The following is a 15,956-nucleotide window of genomic DNA, read 5'->3' as shown; positions in this document are numbered from 1 at the left end:
CGTCTTTACCCAGGGAGCCCCGTCATGCGCACCTCTCGCACTCGCACCACCGCAGCGGCAGCCGCGACCGCCACCGCCGCGCTGGCCCTGGCCATGACCGCCGTCGGCGGCGCCCTGGCGGCCACCGGCGGCGACGGCGGCACGGACGGGGCGGCGCCCCGCTCGATGGCCGCCTTCCAGGCCGCTGCCAAGCCGAAGGCCGGCGAGTCGCGTCCCGGCAAGCCCCGGCCGGAGCCGAAGGTCAGCCAGTCGCTTCCTGAGTACCCCAGCAGCACCGAGGTTCCAGTGCCGTACCCCAGCAGCACCGTTCGTGCCCCGAAGGCCGTCACCCTCAAGGCAGCCCTCGTCAAGGCCGTCGGCGCCAAGGCAGCCCCCGCCAAGGCAGTCCCCGACGTCCGCCAGTGCGACGGCACGGAGATGTCCTACTCCGTGCTGCACCGTTTCCCGGGGGAGCGGGGCGAGCACCTGCTCATCACCGCGAAGAACACCGACGCCAAGCCGTGCTGGGTCACGTCGTACCCGTCCGTCATGCTCGGCGACAGCGTGAACGTCCTGCCCCACTCGGGCAAGGACGCCCCGGGCGGCAACACCCGCATCACGGTCCGGCCCGGCGGAAAGGTCTACTCGGCCGTGGCCCTCTTCTCCGACAACGTGAACACCCACACCTCGGAGGACTTTTCCATCGCCATGCGCGACCACACGGGCGACACCGGTCCGGCCGCCGAGCAGACCTCCTTCGGCAGCGACGGCACGCCGTCGAAGTTCACCTGGAGCGAGGCGAGCGTTCTCAACTGGAACACCGCCAAGCCCTACGACTTCTGAGCCCTGCCCGGCGGGGGAAAGCCAGTCGTGCCCGCCGCACCATGACGGTGCGGCGGGCACGAGCCGTTCGCGAGGGGTGCGGGTTCTACTGCTGCCAGTCGACGACGCGCATGGAGTTGTCACCGCCGTGGTTCTGGATGACCGTGGAGAGCGGCTGTATGTAGGTGTACTCACCGCCGATACGGCCGCCGACGATGGTGCCTACGGCCTTGGTTCCGTAGATGGCGGCTCCACCGCTGTCACCCTCATCGTTGGACACCTTGGCTTTGATGAGGTTGTACGTAGTGTGGCCATCCGAGTCCTTCCAGGCTTCCCCGTCCTCCTGGAACTTGCCACACTTCCATCCGGACGTGACTCCGGATGTGCAGACGTAGGACCCGCTCGTGAGTTCGGGCCTGGGATTGCGGATGTAGTCGTCGTAGGAATTGAAGCCGCCGTCGTACTTGTTGACCACATGGCCGGAGGGAAACCACTCCCGCGGGCTGTTCACCCTTACCAACGCGTAGTCGGAGTAAGGGAACTGCCGTTCCTCCACGGTGCCGACGTTCTCGCCTCGCCGGTTCGTGCTGCCGTCATGGCGTTCGACACGATCACCCGTCTGCACGCAGTGCCCCGCGGTGACGAGGTAATCGGTGCCGCTCCAGTTGACCATGATGCCTGCCGAGCATGTGGCTTTGCCTATGCGCAGGCCGTCACCACCGGCCAGGCCGTATCGGCTGGTCTTTTCCTTGTGCGTGGTGACTTTGATCTTTTCCCGGTCGGCCTTGGCGATGCCTGCCTTCCCCATGATGCTCGTGGCATCGGTGCCGCTCGGAAGATCGATGACGACGCGGTTGTCGCGGTCGTCGACGTGCCAGGAGGAGTTGGGCGGGAGTTCCCGTGCCGCCGCATCGAGCTGGTCCTTGACCCTTTTCAGGTCGGTGGCGGCGTAGGTGGCGGTGTGGGGCACGACTCCCGCCTGACGGGCGGCCCGGGCCGCTGCGCTGGTGGTGACGTTGGCGTGGGCCTCCCCGCGGGCGACATCGATCCATACGCCTGGTGTCGCGGCCATGTGTTGCTTGCGGAACGCCAGCGCCTTACTGGACAGATCGTCCTGGGCGGCAAGGCGGCCGGCTGCCTGGGACGGTGTCAGGCCGGTATCGGCCGCCAAGGCCGAGGCCGCGGCGGACATGTAGGCGGACATGGACCGGGGCGCGCCTGCCGCCGTCGTCGCGCTCGCGCTGGCCGGCAGCTGTGTCGCGACGCCGCCGGTGACGGCCAGGACGGCGGCCGCCGCGAGCAGTGCGGATCTCTTTCTCATGTGCTTCACGCTGGGTTTCGCTCCTGTCTTGTCGATATCGTCGACATGGGTGCGCGGACGGGTTCCGTGGGATCAGGCGAGGACGTTCGCGTGCGAGGACACCAGCCGGTACTGCCCCGAGGCGTAGTCGTAGGAGACGTAACCCGTCCAGTACATTCCGACCAGGGATTCGGTCAGGGGCCGTGTGAAGGTGAAGGACGTCCCGTAGGACGCCCACTGCCAGGCTCCCGATACGTAATTGCCGATGCCGCACTTCTCCGGGTCGCAGGAGAACAGTCCCACCCAGTCGTACTTGCCGACGGAGTTGCCGCCGTAGTCCCATCCGAGCGTGACGACCTGCAGCTCCTTCACGTGAACGCCGACGGCCCAGGTGCCGGGGGCCGATTGGATCTGTGTGACGCCCGCAGCCGCCGGAATCCCGGCTGCCGTGGCTCCTTGCGACGGCAGTGCGAGGAACAGTGATGTGGCGAGGGCGGCCAGCGTAAACACCGTGGACGCCCGTGCCTTTGTCTGCGTGCGCACGGCTCAGTCGATGTGGGTCTTGTGGGACTCGATGATGCGGTACTGACCCGAGGCGTAGTCGTAGGAGATGTAGGCGGTCCAGTAGTCGCCGCTGACCGCGGGGGTCGAGGTGAGGTACGAGGTGCCGCGGCCGTACGCCCACTGGTACGTCTCGTAGTTGTCGAGACCGATCGCGTTGGGGTCCCTCTTGTACAGGCCCACCCAGTCGTACTTGCCGACGTTGAACGGAGGCGTCCAGTTGATCTGGATGTATCCGCCGTTCTTGCTGGCCCACGACGAGGGCTGGTCGGCGAACTTGGCTACCCGCTCGACGGTCTGGCGGCCGGACGCGGCGACGTCCGATGCCGCATTGGCGCTGCCGGCGGCAGGAATGGCGACGGCGGTCACCAGTGCGGCGACAGCGGCGGTACGGGCGAGGATTCTGGTCACTTCGGATCTCCTGGGAAGTCTTCCGGCGGCATGGGCCGTCCGGTTTCCAGAGGTGGAGAAGGCACGGGCCGCAGTCCACTCGCATCGGGACTTGGACCGCCCTTCGAACGCTGCGATCCTGGCGCACGGCTGTTCAACAGACGGTCAACGCCGCGGCCGACCTGTGGTTCGCTCGCACCCGTGGTCCCCTCTCACCGGAGGTCCGTGAGGTCCATGAGGTCCATGAGGAGGGCGCGCGTCTGGTCGGCGTCCGCCTGCGCCTGTCGCTGCTCGAACAGCCCCAGCGCGGCTTCCAGGCAGGTACGGGCCCTTGCCCGCTGGCCGAGGTGGACCAGGCCGCGGGCCAGAGCCCGCAGCAGGCTCGCCTCGAGTATGCCGCTCGTCCTTCGGGCCACAGGCAGGAAGGTCTCGGCGACATCCGCCGCCAGGCGGTGCCGGCCCGCCTGGACGTGGAGGTCGGCGATCAGGGCGCCGGTGGCCGCTTCGAAAGCCGGCACGTTCAGGGACCGGAACAGCTCCAGCGCCTCTTGGGCGCGGTGCAGCGCCCCGCCCAGGTCGTCGCACAGCCGCAGCACACGGGCCAGGTAGTACAGGCCGATCGCCTTGGACACCGAGGGCTCTCGCCCCACCAGGCGCGCGCCCCGCTCGGCCGCGGTGCGGGCCTCGGCCAGTCGCGCCTGCCGGGCGTAGTTGAAGGCCAGTTCGCCCAGTGCGGTGCCCTCGGCGGTCCCGGCGCCCGAGAAGCGGAAGAGCCGCACGGCCGCCTCGCCGTGCTCGACCGCCTCGTCGGTCCGGCCTCGGACGCGCGCGCCGGCGCACAGGGTGAGGTGGGCCCAGCCCCGCAGCCGCGCGTCCCGCGTACTCCCCGTACCCTCCGTATCGCCCGCATCGCCGGCGTCGCCCGCGTCGTCGCACAGCGCGATCGAGCGCCGCAGTTCGGACTCGGCTTCGGCAAAGGCGTTCGTGTGCCACAGGGCGTTGCCGCACACGTAGCGGGCGAGGGCCTCGGACGTCCGGTCGCCGCGCGCCGCTGCCACCGCGGCGACGTGCCCGGCCTGGTCGATCACGCCGGTCTGGTGGGCCGTGCCGGGCAGCACGTTGTTGAGCTTGTCCACGAGGTCGGCCGCCTGGGCCAGCGGCAGGGACTCGTCCGCACAGGCGCGGTCGATCAGCGCCCGCTGGACGGGTATCTCCTCGTGCATCCAGTCGGTCGCCGCCTGCGCGCTGCCGAAGCGCAGGCCGGCCGCGGTCACCGGCACGTCGATGAGCCGGCGCTCCGCGGGGTCCACGGAGTGCGAGGCCGCATCCGCGGTACGTGCGGTGGCCAGGCAGAAGTCCAGCAGCCGGGCGAAGGCCCCGGACGTCCCGGCGGGGGAGCCGTCACGGGCGTTCCTGGCCCGTGCGAAGACCCGCATCAGGTCGTGGAAGTGGTACCGGCCCATCCGCCGGGACTCCACGAGATTGAGGTCGACCAGGGACTCTAGGAGGTCCTCGGTGCTCTTCGGGTCCCGGCCGAGGAGCGCGGCGGCGCAGTGCAGGCCGAGGTCCGGCGCCTCCACGGCCGACAACAGACGGAAGGCACGGGCCTGTTCGCGAGACAGCTTGGAGTACGAGAGCTCGAAGGTGGCTTCCACGGCGAGTTCACCGGTGGACAGCTCACCCAGCCTCCGGTGTTCGTCACCGAGCCTGCGGACCATGGCGGAGAGGGGCGTGCCCGGCTCCGCTGCCAGGCGCGAGGCGACGACCCGGATGGCCAGCGGAAGACGGCTGCAAGCGGCCACGATGTCCGCGGCAGCCTCGGGCTCGGCCGCGCAGCGGCGCTCGCCCGCGATCCGGCCCAGGAGCTCCACGGCTTCCCCGGGCGGCATCACATCGAGCCGCAGGTGCTGTGCCCCGGTCAGGCCGGTCAGCCGGGCGCGGCTGGTCACCAGGACGGTGCTGCGCCCCGACCCGGGCACCAGAGGTTGCACCTGGTCGTCGGAGGCGGCGTTGTCGAGCAGCACCAGGACCCGGCGTTCCGCCATCAGTGAGCGGTAGAGGGCGATGCGTTCGTCGGCGTCGGCGGGGATCTCGCCGTCGACCACGCCCAGGACGGGCAGGAACGACACCAGAACCGCCTGCGCAGCCAGGGGCTCGCGGTCGGCGCCGCGCAGATCCGCGTACAGGTACCCGTCCGGGAAGCGCTCGGCGACCTGTCGCGCCGCGTGGACGGCGAGGGCGGTCTTGCCCACGCCCGGAACGCCGTTGACGGCGGAGATCACGATGGCCTGTGCCCCGGGGTGCGTGAGCATGCCGGTGAGGGCGCCGACCGCCTCGCTGCGCCCGGTGAAGTCGTCGATTCCCGGGGGCAGCCGGTGGGTCCCCGGTACGCCCTCCGCGGTGAGGGCCGCTCGGGCCGGCACCCCGGCCCCGGTCGCGGGTTCCGCGCGCAGGATCCGCTGGTGCAGCTCCCGCAGGGCCGCGCACGGCCTGTGCTCGGACGGCGGGAGGTGGGCCAGCCGGGCCTCCAGGAACCGCCGGGTGTCCTCGTAGACGCTCAGCGCCTCGGCCTGCCGGCCCGCCTGATAGAGCGCCAGCATCTGGACGCCGCGCAGCCGCTGGCTGGCCGGATACTCGATGACCAGGTCGCCCGCCTCGGCATGCAGGTCCGGCCGGTCCCCGATCTCCGCATCGAGCTCCAGGCGGGCCTCCAGCAGCGACTGCCGGACGGCGCCGAGACGGTCCCGCTCCGCCCGGGCGTGCGGCCCGTGCAGGCCGGCCAGCGGCTCGGCCGACCACAGTTCGAGTGCGCCCGCCAGGACGTCCCTGGCCTGCTCGGCCGTGCCTCCGGCGGCCCGGAGACGCCCGGCCTCCGCCTCCGCCTGCTCGAACTCCCAGGTGTCCACGGCGTCGGCCGGCACGCGCAACGCGTAGCCGTCGCCGACGGTCACGAGCAGCGGCGTCTCGGCGGAGTGCCCCAGCACCCCGCGCAGCCGGTACACGTGGGTGCGGACGGACTGGTTCGGCCGGGACGGGCGGTCCGCCTCGTCCCAGACACCCTCCGCGATCAGGGGCAGCGACACCGTCCGCCGCGCGGCGCCGAGCAGGACGGCGAGCACCTCGCGCTGCTGAGGCCTGCCCAGGCAGATTTCCGCGCCGTCACGCCAGGCGCGGACCGGGCCCAGCAGAGAGAAGCGGAACGCCGGTGCCACTGCCTCGGACGGCCGACGCTCCGCATGGGGATCCCCGTGCGTCTCCATGGCTTGCTTCCTCTCTCACGGACTGAGTTTCATAGGGCGTGCGTGCGTGCGGTGCGTGCAGTGCGTGCGGTGCGTGCGGTGCGTAAGGTGCGTATGTGTGATGGCATGCCGGTTGTCCACAACGCCGCGGTGACACAGCTGACTTGGGGCGAGAGGTGACGGTTCGATTCCAGACGCTGGGACCGCTGCGCATACGACGGGACGGCGCCGAGGTTCCCGCGGGGCGGCCCCAGCAGCAGGCCGTCCTCGCGGCGTTGCTGGTGGCCAGGGGCAGGCCGCTGACGACCACTCAGCTCCTGCACGCCGTATGGGGAGAGGACGATGAGCACTGGCCGGCCCGCCCGAAGCGGGTCCTGGCGACCCATGTCTACCGGATCCGACAACTGCCGGCCCTCTCGCCGGACGGTGGCGGCGCGATCCTGCTCCAGGCCGGTGAGGGGTACCGGCTGTCGGTCGAGGCCGGGGCCGTCGACATGCACCGCTTCGACGACGCCGTGCGTGCGGCTGCGGCGGCCCGCAGGAAGGGTGATCCGGACGGTGCCCACACACTCCTGACCCAGGGGCTGGGCCTGTGGTACGGGACCGCCCTGGAGGGGGTACCCGGCCCGCTCGCCGGGCGGATCCGGCAGCGACTGGCGGTCAGCCGCACGGCAGCCCTGGAGGCGCGCCTGTCCATCGACGTGGCCCGCGGCCGGCACGCTGAGGTGCTGCCGGAGATCGCCGCTCTGGCGGAGGCCCCGGACGCTTCCGGGCAGGTACTGTCACTGCTCGTCCTCGCTCTCTTCCGCAGCGGCCGGCGTGACGAGGCGTGCGCCGTCTACGACCGGGCCCGGGCCCGGGCCGAGGAGCTCGGCCTCGACCCCGCGCCCGAGCTGGAGCGGGCGCACCGGGAGATCCTCGGCAGCCCCGCCGTGCCCGCCCGGCCCGGGCCCCGCGGCCCCGTCCGCCCGTGCCACCTGCCGGCCGACACCGGTGACTTCACCGGGCGGACCGCCGAAGCCGGCCTGCTCCTGGAAACCCTGGCACCCGACGGCCGGGCCACCGGGCGGCCGGTGGACCGGGTCACCGGGCGGTCGGTGGTCGTCCACGGAGCCGCCGGGACCGGGAAGACCGCCCTCGCCGTCCACGTCGCGCACCGGCTGCGCGACCTCTACCCCGACGGTCAGCTCTACGCCGGCCTGACCGGTCCGCACGCGTTGCCGGTCCCTCCCGGCCGGGTTCTCGCCGCCTTCATCCGGGCGCTCGGCGGAGACGTGCCCGATGACGAGACGGCCATGGCCGCGGCCTACCAGACGGCGCTCGAAGGGCGCCGGGTCATGGTCGTGCTCGACGACGTGCGGGACCTCGACGGCATCCGCCCGCTGATCCCCCGGCACCCGGGATGCGCCACCATGATCACCGGCCGGGCGCTCACCGGGACCGGGCTCCTGCCCGGCGCCCGGTGGCTTCCCCTGGGCGCTTTCTCCCCGGAGGACGCACTCGGCCTGCTCGTCCATGCGCTCGGACCCTCACGTGTCGAGGCCGAACCAGGTGCCGCACGGGCCCTGGCCGAGGCGTGCCGACGCCACCCGGCGCTGCTGCGCACGACGGCGGCACGACTCGCCGCCCGGCCGCACTGGTCGCTGGCGAGCATGGTCGACCGGATGACGGATGACGGATGACGGATGACCGGTGACCGGTGACGGACGACCGGTGCGTGAGCGAGGGCGCGGGTGTCACGACCTCCAGAGCACGTCGCAGGAGAGGGGCGTGCTGTACGGGGCCGTGCTCTCGCACCATCTGCCGTTGTCACCGTAGATGATCAGGGATCCGCTGGAATCGAGAAAGAGCTTCACCGGGTAGGGGCGATCGCCCCGCCGGGTCCCGCTGGCCCAGCAGGCGTGCCCGTCCTGTGCGTAGACCACGAGGTTCCCGTCGGTCTGCATCACGGTCTTGTAGCCGCAGCCGACGGTGTTGCTCTTCCAGCGGAGGCCGCCGTTGACGTAGACGACGAGGTCGCCGTCCTTCTGCATGATGAGCCTGGCGGGGCCGTTGTCCAGGTGCCAGTCCCCGTAGAGGGGCTCGTCGTTCCAGATGGCCGTGTGCTCGGGGTTGATCTCTGCGTGGGCCGTGCCGCCGGCGAACAGCAGTCCGGCCGTGGCGACCACCGCGGATGCCGCGAGAGCGGTGAGGCGGCGGGCTGTCGAAGGACGCTTCGTGCTCGTGGATGTCATGACGGTGAGCGTGTCGTGCATCGGTGAAAGAGAATTCAACGAAAGATAAACGGTGAGGTGGGGGAGGCCAGGGTGCGGACAGCCGACCGGCCCTGCAGTAGGCGCAACGAACTCCCCCAAGGCTCGTTGGGCACCGTATGAAGAACGCCATCGTGCGGCGGCAGCTGCGTATTCTGGTCATGGTCTCAGCCCTGACACTGGGGGTTTCGGGCGCGGGAAGCGCCCAGGCGAGCGCGGCGCGTCACGGTTGCCCGGCGGGGGAGATCTTCGCCACCAACAACACCGCGATCATCACGGATCCGGCGGACCCCCGGCTCAAAACCCGCCTGACGCGCTTCGAGCACGAGGTGCGCGGGATCATCCACGCCAACGGCGCGAGGCCCGGCGCCTCGAAGCTCCTCGACGGTGTCTTCTGGTCCGGCGACCTCAAGCAGGCCACCTATGAGCGCTCGCGCGAGTTCGATGTGAACAAGGTCGGCAGGGAGGGGCTGCACCACATCGCCGGCGTCATCGCGAAGCAGTACCACCAGGAGTCGGTGCTGGCCTTCCGCTGTCTGCCGCACACCTCCCCGGAAACCGACGCGGTCGAGATCCAGGCCCCCGGCGTCTCCGCGACCAGGCTCCACGACGCACTGATCGCGAACCCCGAGGCCCGCGACAAGCTCGGCGGCGGATCGGTCACCCGCGACGGGCGACTCATCCTGGTCGCCCCGCTCGCCGATCTGCCGCTGGCCCGGAAGTTCACGAAGGCTCTCGGCGTCGACTGGAAGACGGCCGAAGTGCGCTACGGGGACGAGGAGTTCGTCAGCTGAGGCGGCGCCTGTGCAGTCGGCGTTGGTGTATATGTCCAGCCGCTTGTCGGTCAGGTTGAACACTCCGTAGCGGCCGGTCTACTCGGTGTCCGCCGGAAGCTCGACGGGGTACCGCGAGCCGAAGTCGGCGGAGACGGAGGCGGCCTGCCAGGCTTCGGCCTCGGCGATCTGCTGCTGCGAGTAGGCAAGCGCCATCCGGGACGCGTTCGCGCCCAGGGGCAGGTGGGTGGGGAGGCGGTCGCGCTTGACCACGCGTACGAGGATCGCGGCGGCGCGGTCCGGGTCGCCGTCGGCTCGGCCGCTGCGGGCCCGGTCGTGGAAGGCGCCGACGGTCGCCTGATACTCCGGCGGGATGTCCTGGACGTCCATGGAGGCGCCCGCCCAGTCGGTGGCGAAGCCGCTGGGCTCGACGACCAGGTAGCGGATGCCGAACGGCGCGGTCTCGGTGGCGAGCACGCGGGTGAGGCCGTCGATGGCGAACTTGGCGGCCTGGTAGGAGCCCAGGCCGGCGCTGCCGCCCACCCGGCCGCCGATGGAGGAGAACTGGACGACGATGCCGCCGCCCTGCGCCTTCATCAGGGGCAGGGCCGCCTTGGAGACGTTGTACACGCCCCAGAAGTTCGTCTCGAACTGGCGGCGGAAGTCGTCCTCCGGAGCCGTCTCGACCGGGGCGACGTTCGCATAGCCGGCGTTGTTGACGACCACGTCGATGCGGCCGAAGCGGCTACGGGCGGCGTCGAGCGCGGCCGTGGCCGCTTCGGCGTCCGTCACGTCGAGCGCGACCGGGAGGACCTTGTCACCGAACCGCTCGACCAGGTCGGCGAGCTGTTCCGGCCTGCGGGCGGTGGCGGCGACCTGGTCGCCCGCTTCCAGGGCGGCGACCGCGAGGGAGCGGCCGATGCCGCGGGAGGAACCGGTGATGAACCACGTTTGGGTTGCCATGCAGGTAGCAAAACATGGTTGCGTTAATAGTGCAACCTCGTTGCGTTAGGATGTCCGTATGGCCAGCCGCAGTCAGTCCAGCAGTCAGCCCACAAGAGCCCGGAGCCCCGAGGCCAAGCGCGCCCGCGAAGCCGCGATCCTGGACGCGGCGACCCGCCTGGCCACGGCGAACGGCATCCGATCGGTGACCTTGACCGACATCGCCGCAGAGGTCGGCATGCACAAGTCGGCGATGCTCCGCTATTTCGAGACCCGGGAAGAGATCTTCCTTCGCCTGGCCGCCGCCGGGTGGGTGGAGTGGTCGCAGGCGGTACGCGAGCAGCTCGCCGCCACCTCGCCCGGCACGGACGGCGAGGACTCTGCGCGGGCCGCGAACAGCGTGGACCTGGAGGCTCGCCTGCATGCGGCCGCCGGCGTGCTGGCCGAGTCGCTGGTCGCGCGACCCCTGTTCTGCGACCTGCTCGCCCACACGCCGATGACCCTGGAGCGCAACGTCTCATTGGAGAGCGTCCGGTCCTTCAAGCTGATCGCCATCGCCGAGGTCGCGGCCGTGGGCGAGGCGCTGCGCCGGGTGGCCGCGCTGAACCCGGCGCAGGCCGGCGACGTCGTCGCCACGGCCACGGCGATGGCAGGAGCCCTGTGGCAGATGGCCGCCCCGGGAACCGAACTGCGCCGCCTCTACGAGTCGGACCCGGATCTCGCCCACGCCGTCGTCGACGTCGCCCCCCGGCTGACCGGCATCCTGAGCGCACTACTGCGGGGCTACAGCGCCGGCAGGGCCGACAGCGCAGCCGAGTAGGCGGGGGCGCACCCCGCCGCCGTGGGGCGCAGTCAGCCTGCAGAGTGGGCCCGGTGATCCTCGAGGCTGCCGCCGGTCGGCAATTTTTCTTCGTCCGTCCGTCACATTCTTCCGTCGGGGTCCGTCAGTGAAGTGACACAGACCGACAGATGGAAGACGGAAGGACGACACGATGCTGACGAACATCATGTACGTGACGCTCTATGTCACTGATCAGGACCGCGCGCTGAGCTTCTACACGGAGCAGCTCGGCTTGGAGAAGCGCGTCGACTACCCCGGTTCCGACGGACGCTTCCTCACTGTGGGGGTCCCCGGCGCTCCACTCGAGATCATCCTTTGGCCGGAGGCTGCGGCCGCGGGGCAGCCGGCCGAGCTGGAGCCTGGCACGACGCCCGGTCCGGTCTTCCTCGAATCGGACGACCTGTTGGCAGACTTCAAGGTGCTTCGCGACCGCGGTGTGACATTCGACCAGCCCGAACCGGAGGACTACGGGTTCGGGATCCGCATCGAGGCAGTGGATCCGGACGGCAACCGGATCTCGCTGCGCCAGCGCGCAGCCTGGCAGAGCCGTGACGATGGCTGACCGTTCGGAGCCCTGATGCGGCCGGCGTCGGCCGGTCTGGTGAGGAAACGGGGGAGCCGGGAGAAGCGCGTTGCTTCTTCCGGCCGGCCGCTCACGACCAGAAATCGTCCTCGGCCTGCTGATCCCCCTGGAACTCGCGGAACGCGACGGCCCTGCCGTCGGCCATCTCCCAGACGTGCACTTCCGGCGAAGACCACGCCTGACCGCTGCGCTCCGCGCTGACCGTACACAGGACCACAACCCGTGATTCGCTCGTGAGCACGTCGTCGATCCGAATGCGAAACGAGCCTCCGGACAGCTCCATGACTCGCCCGAAGAATCCGACGAGTTCCTGGTGCCCTCTGTAGTCACCGGAGAGCGGGCTGCGTCCGGGAACGTGCCAGGTGATGTCCTCGGCGAAGGTCTGCAGCACTGCGGGGGTGTCACCGGCCCCGAAGGCTTCGTACGCTCCTTCGATCAGTTTCCGGTTATCGGTGACCACCGAAACACCTCTCCGTGCCTGAGCGGGCGGGTCAGAAGATCGGCGTCTGTGCTCGGATCTCGGTGAGACCCTCTTCCAAGGTCAGCGATGGCAGCACATGAACGCTGTTCCACTGGGAGAGACGAGCCTCCCTGAGGAAACGGTCGACATACTCGGCCTTGTCGGACTGCACGACCACGACAACCGTGTGCTCGCGGTTGACGAAGGGGCCGGCCACGATGTCGACGCCTGCCTGCTGGGCGAGGCTCGGTATCTCAGGAGCGGTTTTCAGTATCAGGTCGCGTGTCGTCGCGTTGGCGGTCGGACAGATGTCCGGCGTGTGGGTCGCGAGCAGAACGAAATGCATCTCCAGGCTCCCTCTCCACTCGAGGAACCCCTGATCTCAGGCTAAGCGGCCTCGAGCGCTCCCGCGAGAGGTGAGCCGGGCCGTGAGACCGGCAAAGGAAGGTTCACACCTCCGGTGTCCTGAGTTCTTGATCCGTCGGCAGGGGGGGCGAGTTCCGGCCGGAGAGGGTGAATCGCGTGATGCGGACGCTGCGCTTGATTCATGCTGCCGAACACCCTCGTCGGATCCCGCCCCCCGGCTCTTGGAAGAACTGGAGTTCGCCGATGCGCCCGCACCCGTGCACCCTGTTCGCCCTCGCTCTCCTCCTGGCCGTGGCCACCGCCTGCGTCCCGCCGTCGGCTGCCGCCCCACCCCGGCGGACGGCCGCCCTGAACTACGACTGCGCCGGCAACGGCTACGGCAACGGCAACCGTTACGACGACGTGCTCGATCTACGGGGCACCCCGACGGCGGCGCTTCCCGGACACGAGAAGGACAACAACCCGATCAACGTCTTCGCCGACCGAGGGGCTTGGCACGCCTACGCCCTGCCGGCGGCGGACGCCCCGGGCGGCTACGGCGGATTCACCGGCCCCCTCTACATCGCGCAGGAGTACCCCTGGTGGCTGAGCACCTCCTTCAGCCGCATCCGGCTGAGCGAGGACGGCCGCGCGCTCGACCTTGCCGGCGGCGGCCCGCCGCGCTTCACCTCCCGGCCCGGGTCCCTGGCCCAGGCCTACGACCTCGGCGGCGGCCTCCGGCTCACCCTTGAGCTTCGGTACGCGACGCACCGCACTGCGCTGGTAGCGGCCGTGGTGCGCAACACCGGCCGCATCCCGCGCACCCTCGGCGCCGGCTGGGCCGGGAGTCTGCTGCGGCCTGCCGCAGCGCCCATGAGGCAGGCGCCCTCGCTGGCCGTCGCGCCCCGGGGCGTCGCCGTCGACTTCGCCAAGGTGCGTGCGGCAGACGATTTCCTCGCCGACGGCACCGAACGGTTCGAGGTCCGGCACCGGGACCCGGTGCGTACGACCGTGTCGGGCGACGGGGACTCCTACCGTACGGAACTGGCCGCGCCCTTCACCCTCGCGCCCGGCGCGGCCCGCTCCCTGGACTGGACCGAGAGCTACACCTTCACGGAGGCCGAGCGCACCGCGGAAGCCGGTGAGGTAGGGCGGGTGCTCGCCGCCCCGGCGCGGACCGTCCGGGCGGCCGACGCCCGCTGGCGCGGGTACGTCGAGGGCGTGACCGCCGGGGTGCCGGCCGGTCGGCGGCGGCTCGCCGTCAAGGCCCTGGAGACGCTGGTGACCAACTGGCGCAGCGCCGCCGGACGCCTCGCACACGACGGGATCACGCCGTCCCTCTCGTACAAGTGGTTCGCCGGCGGCTTCTGGGCCTGGGACACCTGGAAGCAGGCGGTCGGCACGGCACGCTTCGACACGGGGCTCGCCGAGGCGCAGATCCGCTCGGTGCTCGACCACCAGATACGTCCCGGCTCCACGACCCGCCCGCAGGACGCGGGGATGATCCCGGACACCGTCTTCTACAACGACCCGCAGCGGGGCGGGACCAACTGGAACGAGCGGAACAGCAAGCCGCCGTTGGGCGCCTGGTCGGTATGGCAGGTCTACGAGCGGAGCGGGAACAAGGACTTCCTGCGAGAGGTGTACCCGAAGCTGGCCGCGTACCAGGAGTGGTGGTATCGAAACCGGGACCATGACCACAACGGGCTCGCGGAGTACGGCGCGACCGTGGACCCCGCCAACGGCTCGCCCGGGGAGCAACGGCTGGCCGCGGCCTGGGAGAGCGGGATGGACAACGCGCCCCGGTTCGACGCCGCGCCGGGCACCTCGGTCGTGCCGAACCGGGACGGCTCGGGGCAGATGATCGGCTACTCGCTGACCCAGGAGTCCGTGGACCTCAATGCCTATCTCGCCGTCGACCAGGAACATCTTGGCCGGATCGCCGCGGAGTTGGGGAAGCGGGCGGTCGCCGACGGCTGGCGGGCCAAGTCAGCCGCCACCGGCAGGGCCGTACGGGAGAGGATGTACGACCCGGCGACCGGCTGGTTCTACGACACCGCGCTCGGCTCCGGCACCCGGCTGACGGACCGGGGCAGGGGGATCGAGGGTGTGATCCCGCTGTGGAGCGGCGTCGCGACCCGGGCACAGGCCGCCGCCGTACGCGAACGGCTCCTGGAGCCCTCCGAGTTCGCCACCGCGATGCCTCTGCCGACGGTCTCCAGGAGCTCGCCGTACTTCGCCGCCCGGCAGTACTGGCGCGGCCCCGTCTGGCTCGACCAGGCGTACTTCGCGATCACCGGGATGCGCCGTTACGGATTCGGCCGCGACGCGGACGCACTGGCCGTGAGGCTGACCGAGAGGGCGGCCGGTCTGGTCGGCAACGGACCGATCATGGAGAACTACGACCCGCTGAGCGGAGCCGCCCTCAGCTCGCCCAATTTCAGCTGGTCCGCGGCGCTGCTGCTGCCGCTGATCGGCAGTGCCGGGCGCTGATCAGCTGGGCCACCCTGGCGCTCGTCAGTTCGGTGGCGAGCACGCTGTTCTCCAGCGGCAGCAGGCGGTGTGCCTTGCACAGCTGTGTCGGCAGCGCCGCGTACTCCTCGCCGGTGACGCGTGCGCAGGACGGGTCGAACCGCACTCGGATGATGAGGTCGCGGGCCTGCTCGGAGACGATCGTCGACGCCAGGAGCCACAGTCCGGGCTCTCGCGCCGTGCCCGGCGGGTCGAAGGCCAGGTGCAACAGCCACGCCGACCGGCCCAGCGGGTCGCTCAGCCGGTGCCAGGCGATCTGCCCGTCCGCGTCGATCCGGCCGAAGGTGCCGGTCCCCGCCTTCGCGGTGCCGAGGAGTACCACCCAGATGCCGCCGGGGCCGCTGATCAGGCCGACCGGGGTGCTGCCCTGCTCCGCCGGGACGGGGATCTGGGAGGTGCGTCCGCTGTGCGGGTCGATGCGCAGGAGCGAGCTCGCGCCGTCCTGGCTGACGTAGAAGTCCCCGCTGACGGGGTGTTGTGCGGCGAAGATGGGGTGGGGCTCGGCGTCGAAGAGGCGGTGGCGGCCGGGGCGCGTGTGGTCCAGGGCCAGTACCTGGTCGCTTCCCTTCAGGGTCACCCACAAGGTGTCGCCGTACTCGTTGACGTAGTGCGGCCCCCGGCCGCCGTCCGGAACAGCGATCTCACGTTCGACGCGCGGGGCGGCCTCAAGGGAATCCGCCCGGGGGTCCACCAGGAGCAGCCGGTCGGCGCCCTCGTGCGTGGCCCAGATCCGCCCGGGATGGCGCGAGGAGACCGCCAGCCCGTGCAGCATCGCGTCGGAGGAGCCGAGCGGGAACGCCTTGACGGCCGTCACCTGCTCGGTGCGTGCGTCCAGCTGGAGCTTCACCAGCCGGCTGTTGGACATCTGGGACACGAGGGCCATCGGACGACCCGGCATTTTGACGATCTCGTGCGTTTCCTCAGCGGGCGGCAGCTC

At 70.7% G+C, this 15,956-nt stretch carries 15 protein-coding genes; 6 read left to right on the top strand and 9 right to left on the bottom strand.

Annotated features, from left to right (window positions below):
* Positions 1 to 24: 24 nt before the first annotated feature.
* Positions 25 to 822 carry a DUF4232 domain-containing protein gene (locus tag IE241_RS09920; protein ID WP_190021308.1) on the top strand — a complete coding sequence of 266 codons (798 nt, stop codon included), beginning with the start codon at positions 25 to 27 and terminating at the stop codon, positions 820 to 822.
* Positions 823 to 907: 85 nt separating this feature from the next.
* On the opposite strand, the gene IE241_RS09915 is transcribed toward IE241_RS09920, so the two are convergent.
* The 4 genes from IE241_RS09915 to IE241_RS09900 all read right to left on the bottom strand — a co-directional run bounded on the left by IE241_RS09915 (position 908) and on the right by IE241_RS09900 (position 6,312).
* Positions 908 to 2,122, bottom strand: a complete 1,215-nt coding sequence (locus IE241_RS09915) for a S1 family peptidase (RefSeq protein ID WP_229899099.1) — start codon at positions 2,120 to 2,122, stop codon at positions 908 to 910.
* A gap of 72 nt (positions 2,123 to 2,194) precedes the next feature.
* Positions 2,195 to 2,644: a hypothetical protein gene (locus tag IE241_RS09910; RefSeq protein ID WP_190021306.1), complete on the bottom strand. Its 450-nt coding sequence runs from the start codon at positions 2,642 to 2,644 to the stop codon at positions 2,195 to 2,197.
* Between the two features lie 3 nt (positions 2,645 to 2,647).
* A complete protein-coding gene (locus IE241_RS09905; protein WP_190021305.1) occupies positions 2,648 to 3,073 on the bottom strand; it encodes a hypothetical protein in 426 nt (141 codons plus the stop codon).
* A 191-nt stretch (positions 3,074 to 3,264) separates the two neighbouring features.
* Positions 3,265 to 6,312 (bottom strand): AfsR/SARP family transcriptional regulator, encoded by a 3,048-nt coding sequence (locus tag IE241_RS09900; protein WP_190021304.1) that lies wholly within the window; start codon positions 6,310 to 6,312, stop codon positions 3,265 to 3,267.
* 155 nt (positions 6,313 to 6,467) lie between these two features.
* Between IE241_RS09900 and IE241_RS09895 the strand changes: the two genes are divergently transcribed.
* Complete coding sequence (locus tag IE241_RS09895) at positions 6,468 to 7,973, top strand: AfsR/SARP family transcriptional regulator (protein ID WP_190021303.1); 1,506 nt, start codon at positions 6,468 to 6,470, stop codon at positions 7,971 to 7,973.
* Positions 7,974 to 8,027: 54 nt separating this feature from the next.
* Here IE241_RS09895 and IE241_RS09890 read toward each other — a convergent pair whose 3' ends face one another.
* Positions 8,028 to 8,525: a hypothetical protein gene (locus tag IE241_RS09890; protein ID WP_190021302.1), complete on the bottom strand. Its 498-nt coding sequence runs from the start codon at positions 8,523 to 8,525 to the stop codon at positions 8,028 to 8,030.
* Positions 8,526 to 8,662: 137 nt separating this feature from the next.
* Between IE241_RS09890 and IE241_RS09885 the strand changes: the two genes are divergently transcribed.
* Positions 8,663 to 9,337 carry a hypothetical protein gene (locus IE241_RS09885; RefSeq protein ID WP_190021301.1) on the top strand — a complete coding sequence of 225 codons (675 nt, stop codon included), beginning with the start codon at positions 8,663 to 8,665 and terminating at the stop codon, positions 9,335 to 9,337.
* A gap of 78 nt (positions 9,338 to 9,415) precedes the next feature.
* Here IE241_RS09885 and IE241_RS09880 read toward each other — a convergent pair whose 3' ends face one another.
* The gene (locus tag IE241_RS09880; protein WP_190021300.1) at positions 9,416 to 10,279 is read right to left on the bottom strand and encodes an SDR family NAD(P)-dependent oxidoreductase; all 864 of its coding nucleotides are present in this window, start codon (positions 10,277 to 10,279) and stop codon (positions 9,416 to 9,418) included.
* A 58-nt stretch (positions 10,280 to 10,337) separates the two neighbouring features.
* On the opposite strand from IE241_RS09880, the gene IE241_RS09875 reads away from it, so the two are divergent.
* Complete coding sequence (locus IE241_RS09875) at positions 10,338 to 11,078, top strand: TetR/AcrR family transcriptional regulator (protein ID WP_190021299.1); 741 nt, start codon at positions 10,338 to 10,340, stop codon at positions 11,076 to 11,078.
* A gap of 172 nt (positions 11,079 to 11,250) precedes the next feature.
* Entirely contained in the window at positions 11,251 to 11,661 is a 411-nt protein-coding gene (locus tag IE241_RS09870; RefSeq protein WP_190021298.1) for a VOC family protein, read from the top strand.
* A 91-nt stretch (positions 11,662 to 11,752) separates the two neighbouring features.
* Here the strand turns inward: IE241_RS09870 and IE241_RS09865 are convergent, their stop codons facing one another.
* Positions 11,753 to 12,142 carry a nuclear transport factor 2 family protein gene (locus IE241_RS09865; RefSeq protein ID WP_190021297.1) on the bottom strand — a complete coding sequence of 130 codons (390 nt, stop codon included), beginning with the start codon at positions 12,140 to 12,142 and terminating at the stop codon, positions 11,753 to 11,755.
* Positions 12,143 to 12,173: 31 nt separating this feature from the next.
* Positions 12,174 to 12,488 carry a hypothetical protein gene (locus tag IE241_RS09860; protein WP_229899032.1) on the bottom strand — a complete coding sequence of 105 codons (315 nt, stop codon included), beginning with the start codon at positions 12,486 to 12,488 and terminating at the stop codon, positions 12,174 to 12,176.
* Between the two features lie 263 nt (positions 12,489 to 12,751).
* Here IE241_RS09860 and IE241_RS09855 point away from each other — a divergent pair, with 263 nt between their 5' ends.
* Complete coding sequence (locus tag IE241_RS09855; RefSeq protein ID WP_190021296.1) at positions 12,752 to 14,980, top strand: MGH1-like glycoside hydrolase domain-containing protein; 2,229 nt, start codon at positions 12,752 to 12,754, stop codon at positions 14,978 to 14,980.
* Here the strand turns inward: IE241_RS09855 and IE241_RS09850 are convergent.
* Positions 14,928 to 15,893 (bottom strand): NHL repeat-containing protein, encoded by a 966-nt coding sequence (locus IE241_RS09850; RefSeq protein WP_190021295.1) that lies wholly within the window; start codon positions 15,891 to 15,893, stop codon positions 14,928 to 14,930. The two genes, IE241_RS09855 and IE241_RS09850, sit on opposite strands and share 53 nt — an antisense overlap.
* Positions 15,894 to 15,956: the final 63 nt, after the last annotated feature.

The organism is Streptomyces hiroshimensis, from assembly GCF_014650335.1.
Taxonomy (GTDB): Bacteria; Actinomycetota; Actinomycetes; order Streptomycetales; family Streptomycetaceae; genus Streptomyces; species Streptomyces hiroshimensis.
This window is presented reverse-complemented; position numbering and strand designations above follow the sequence as displayed.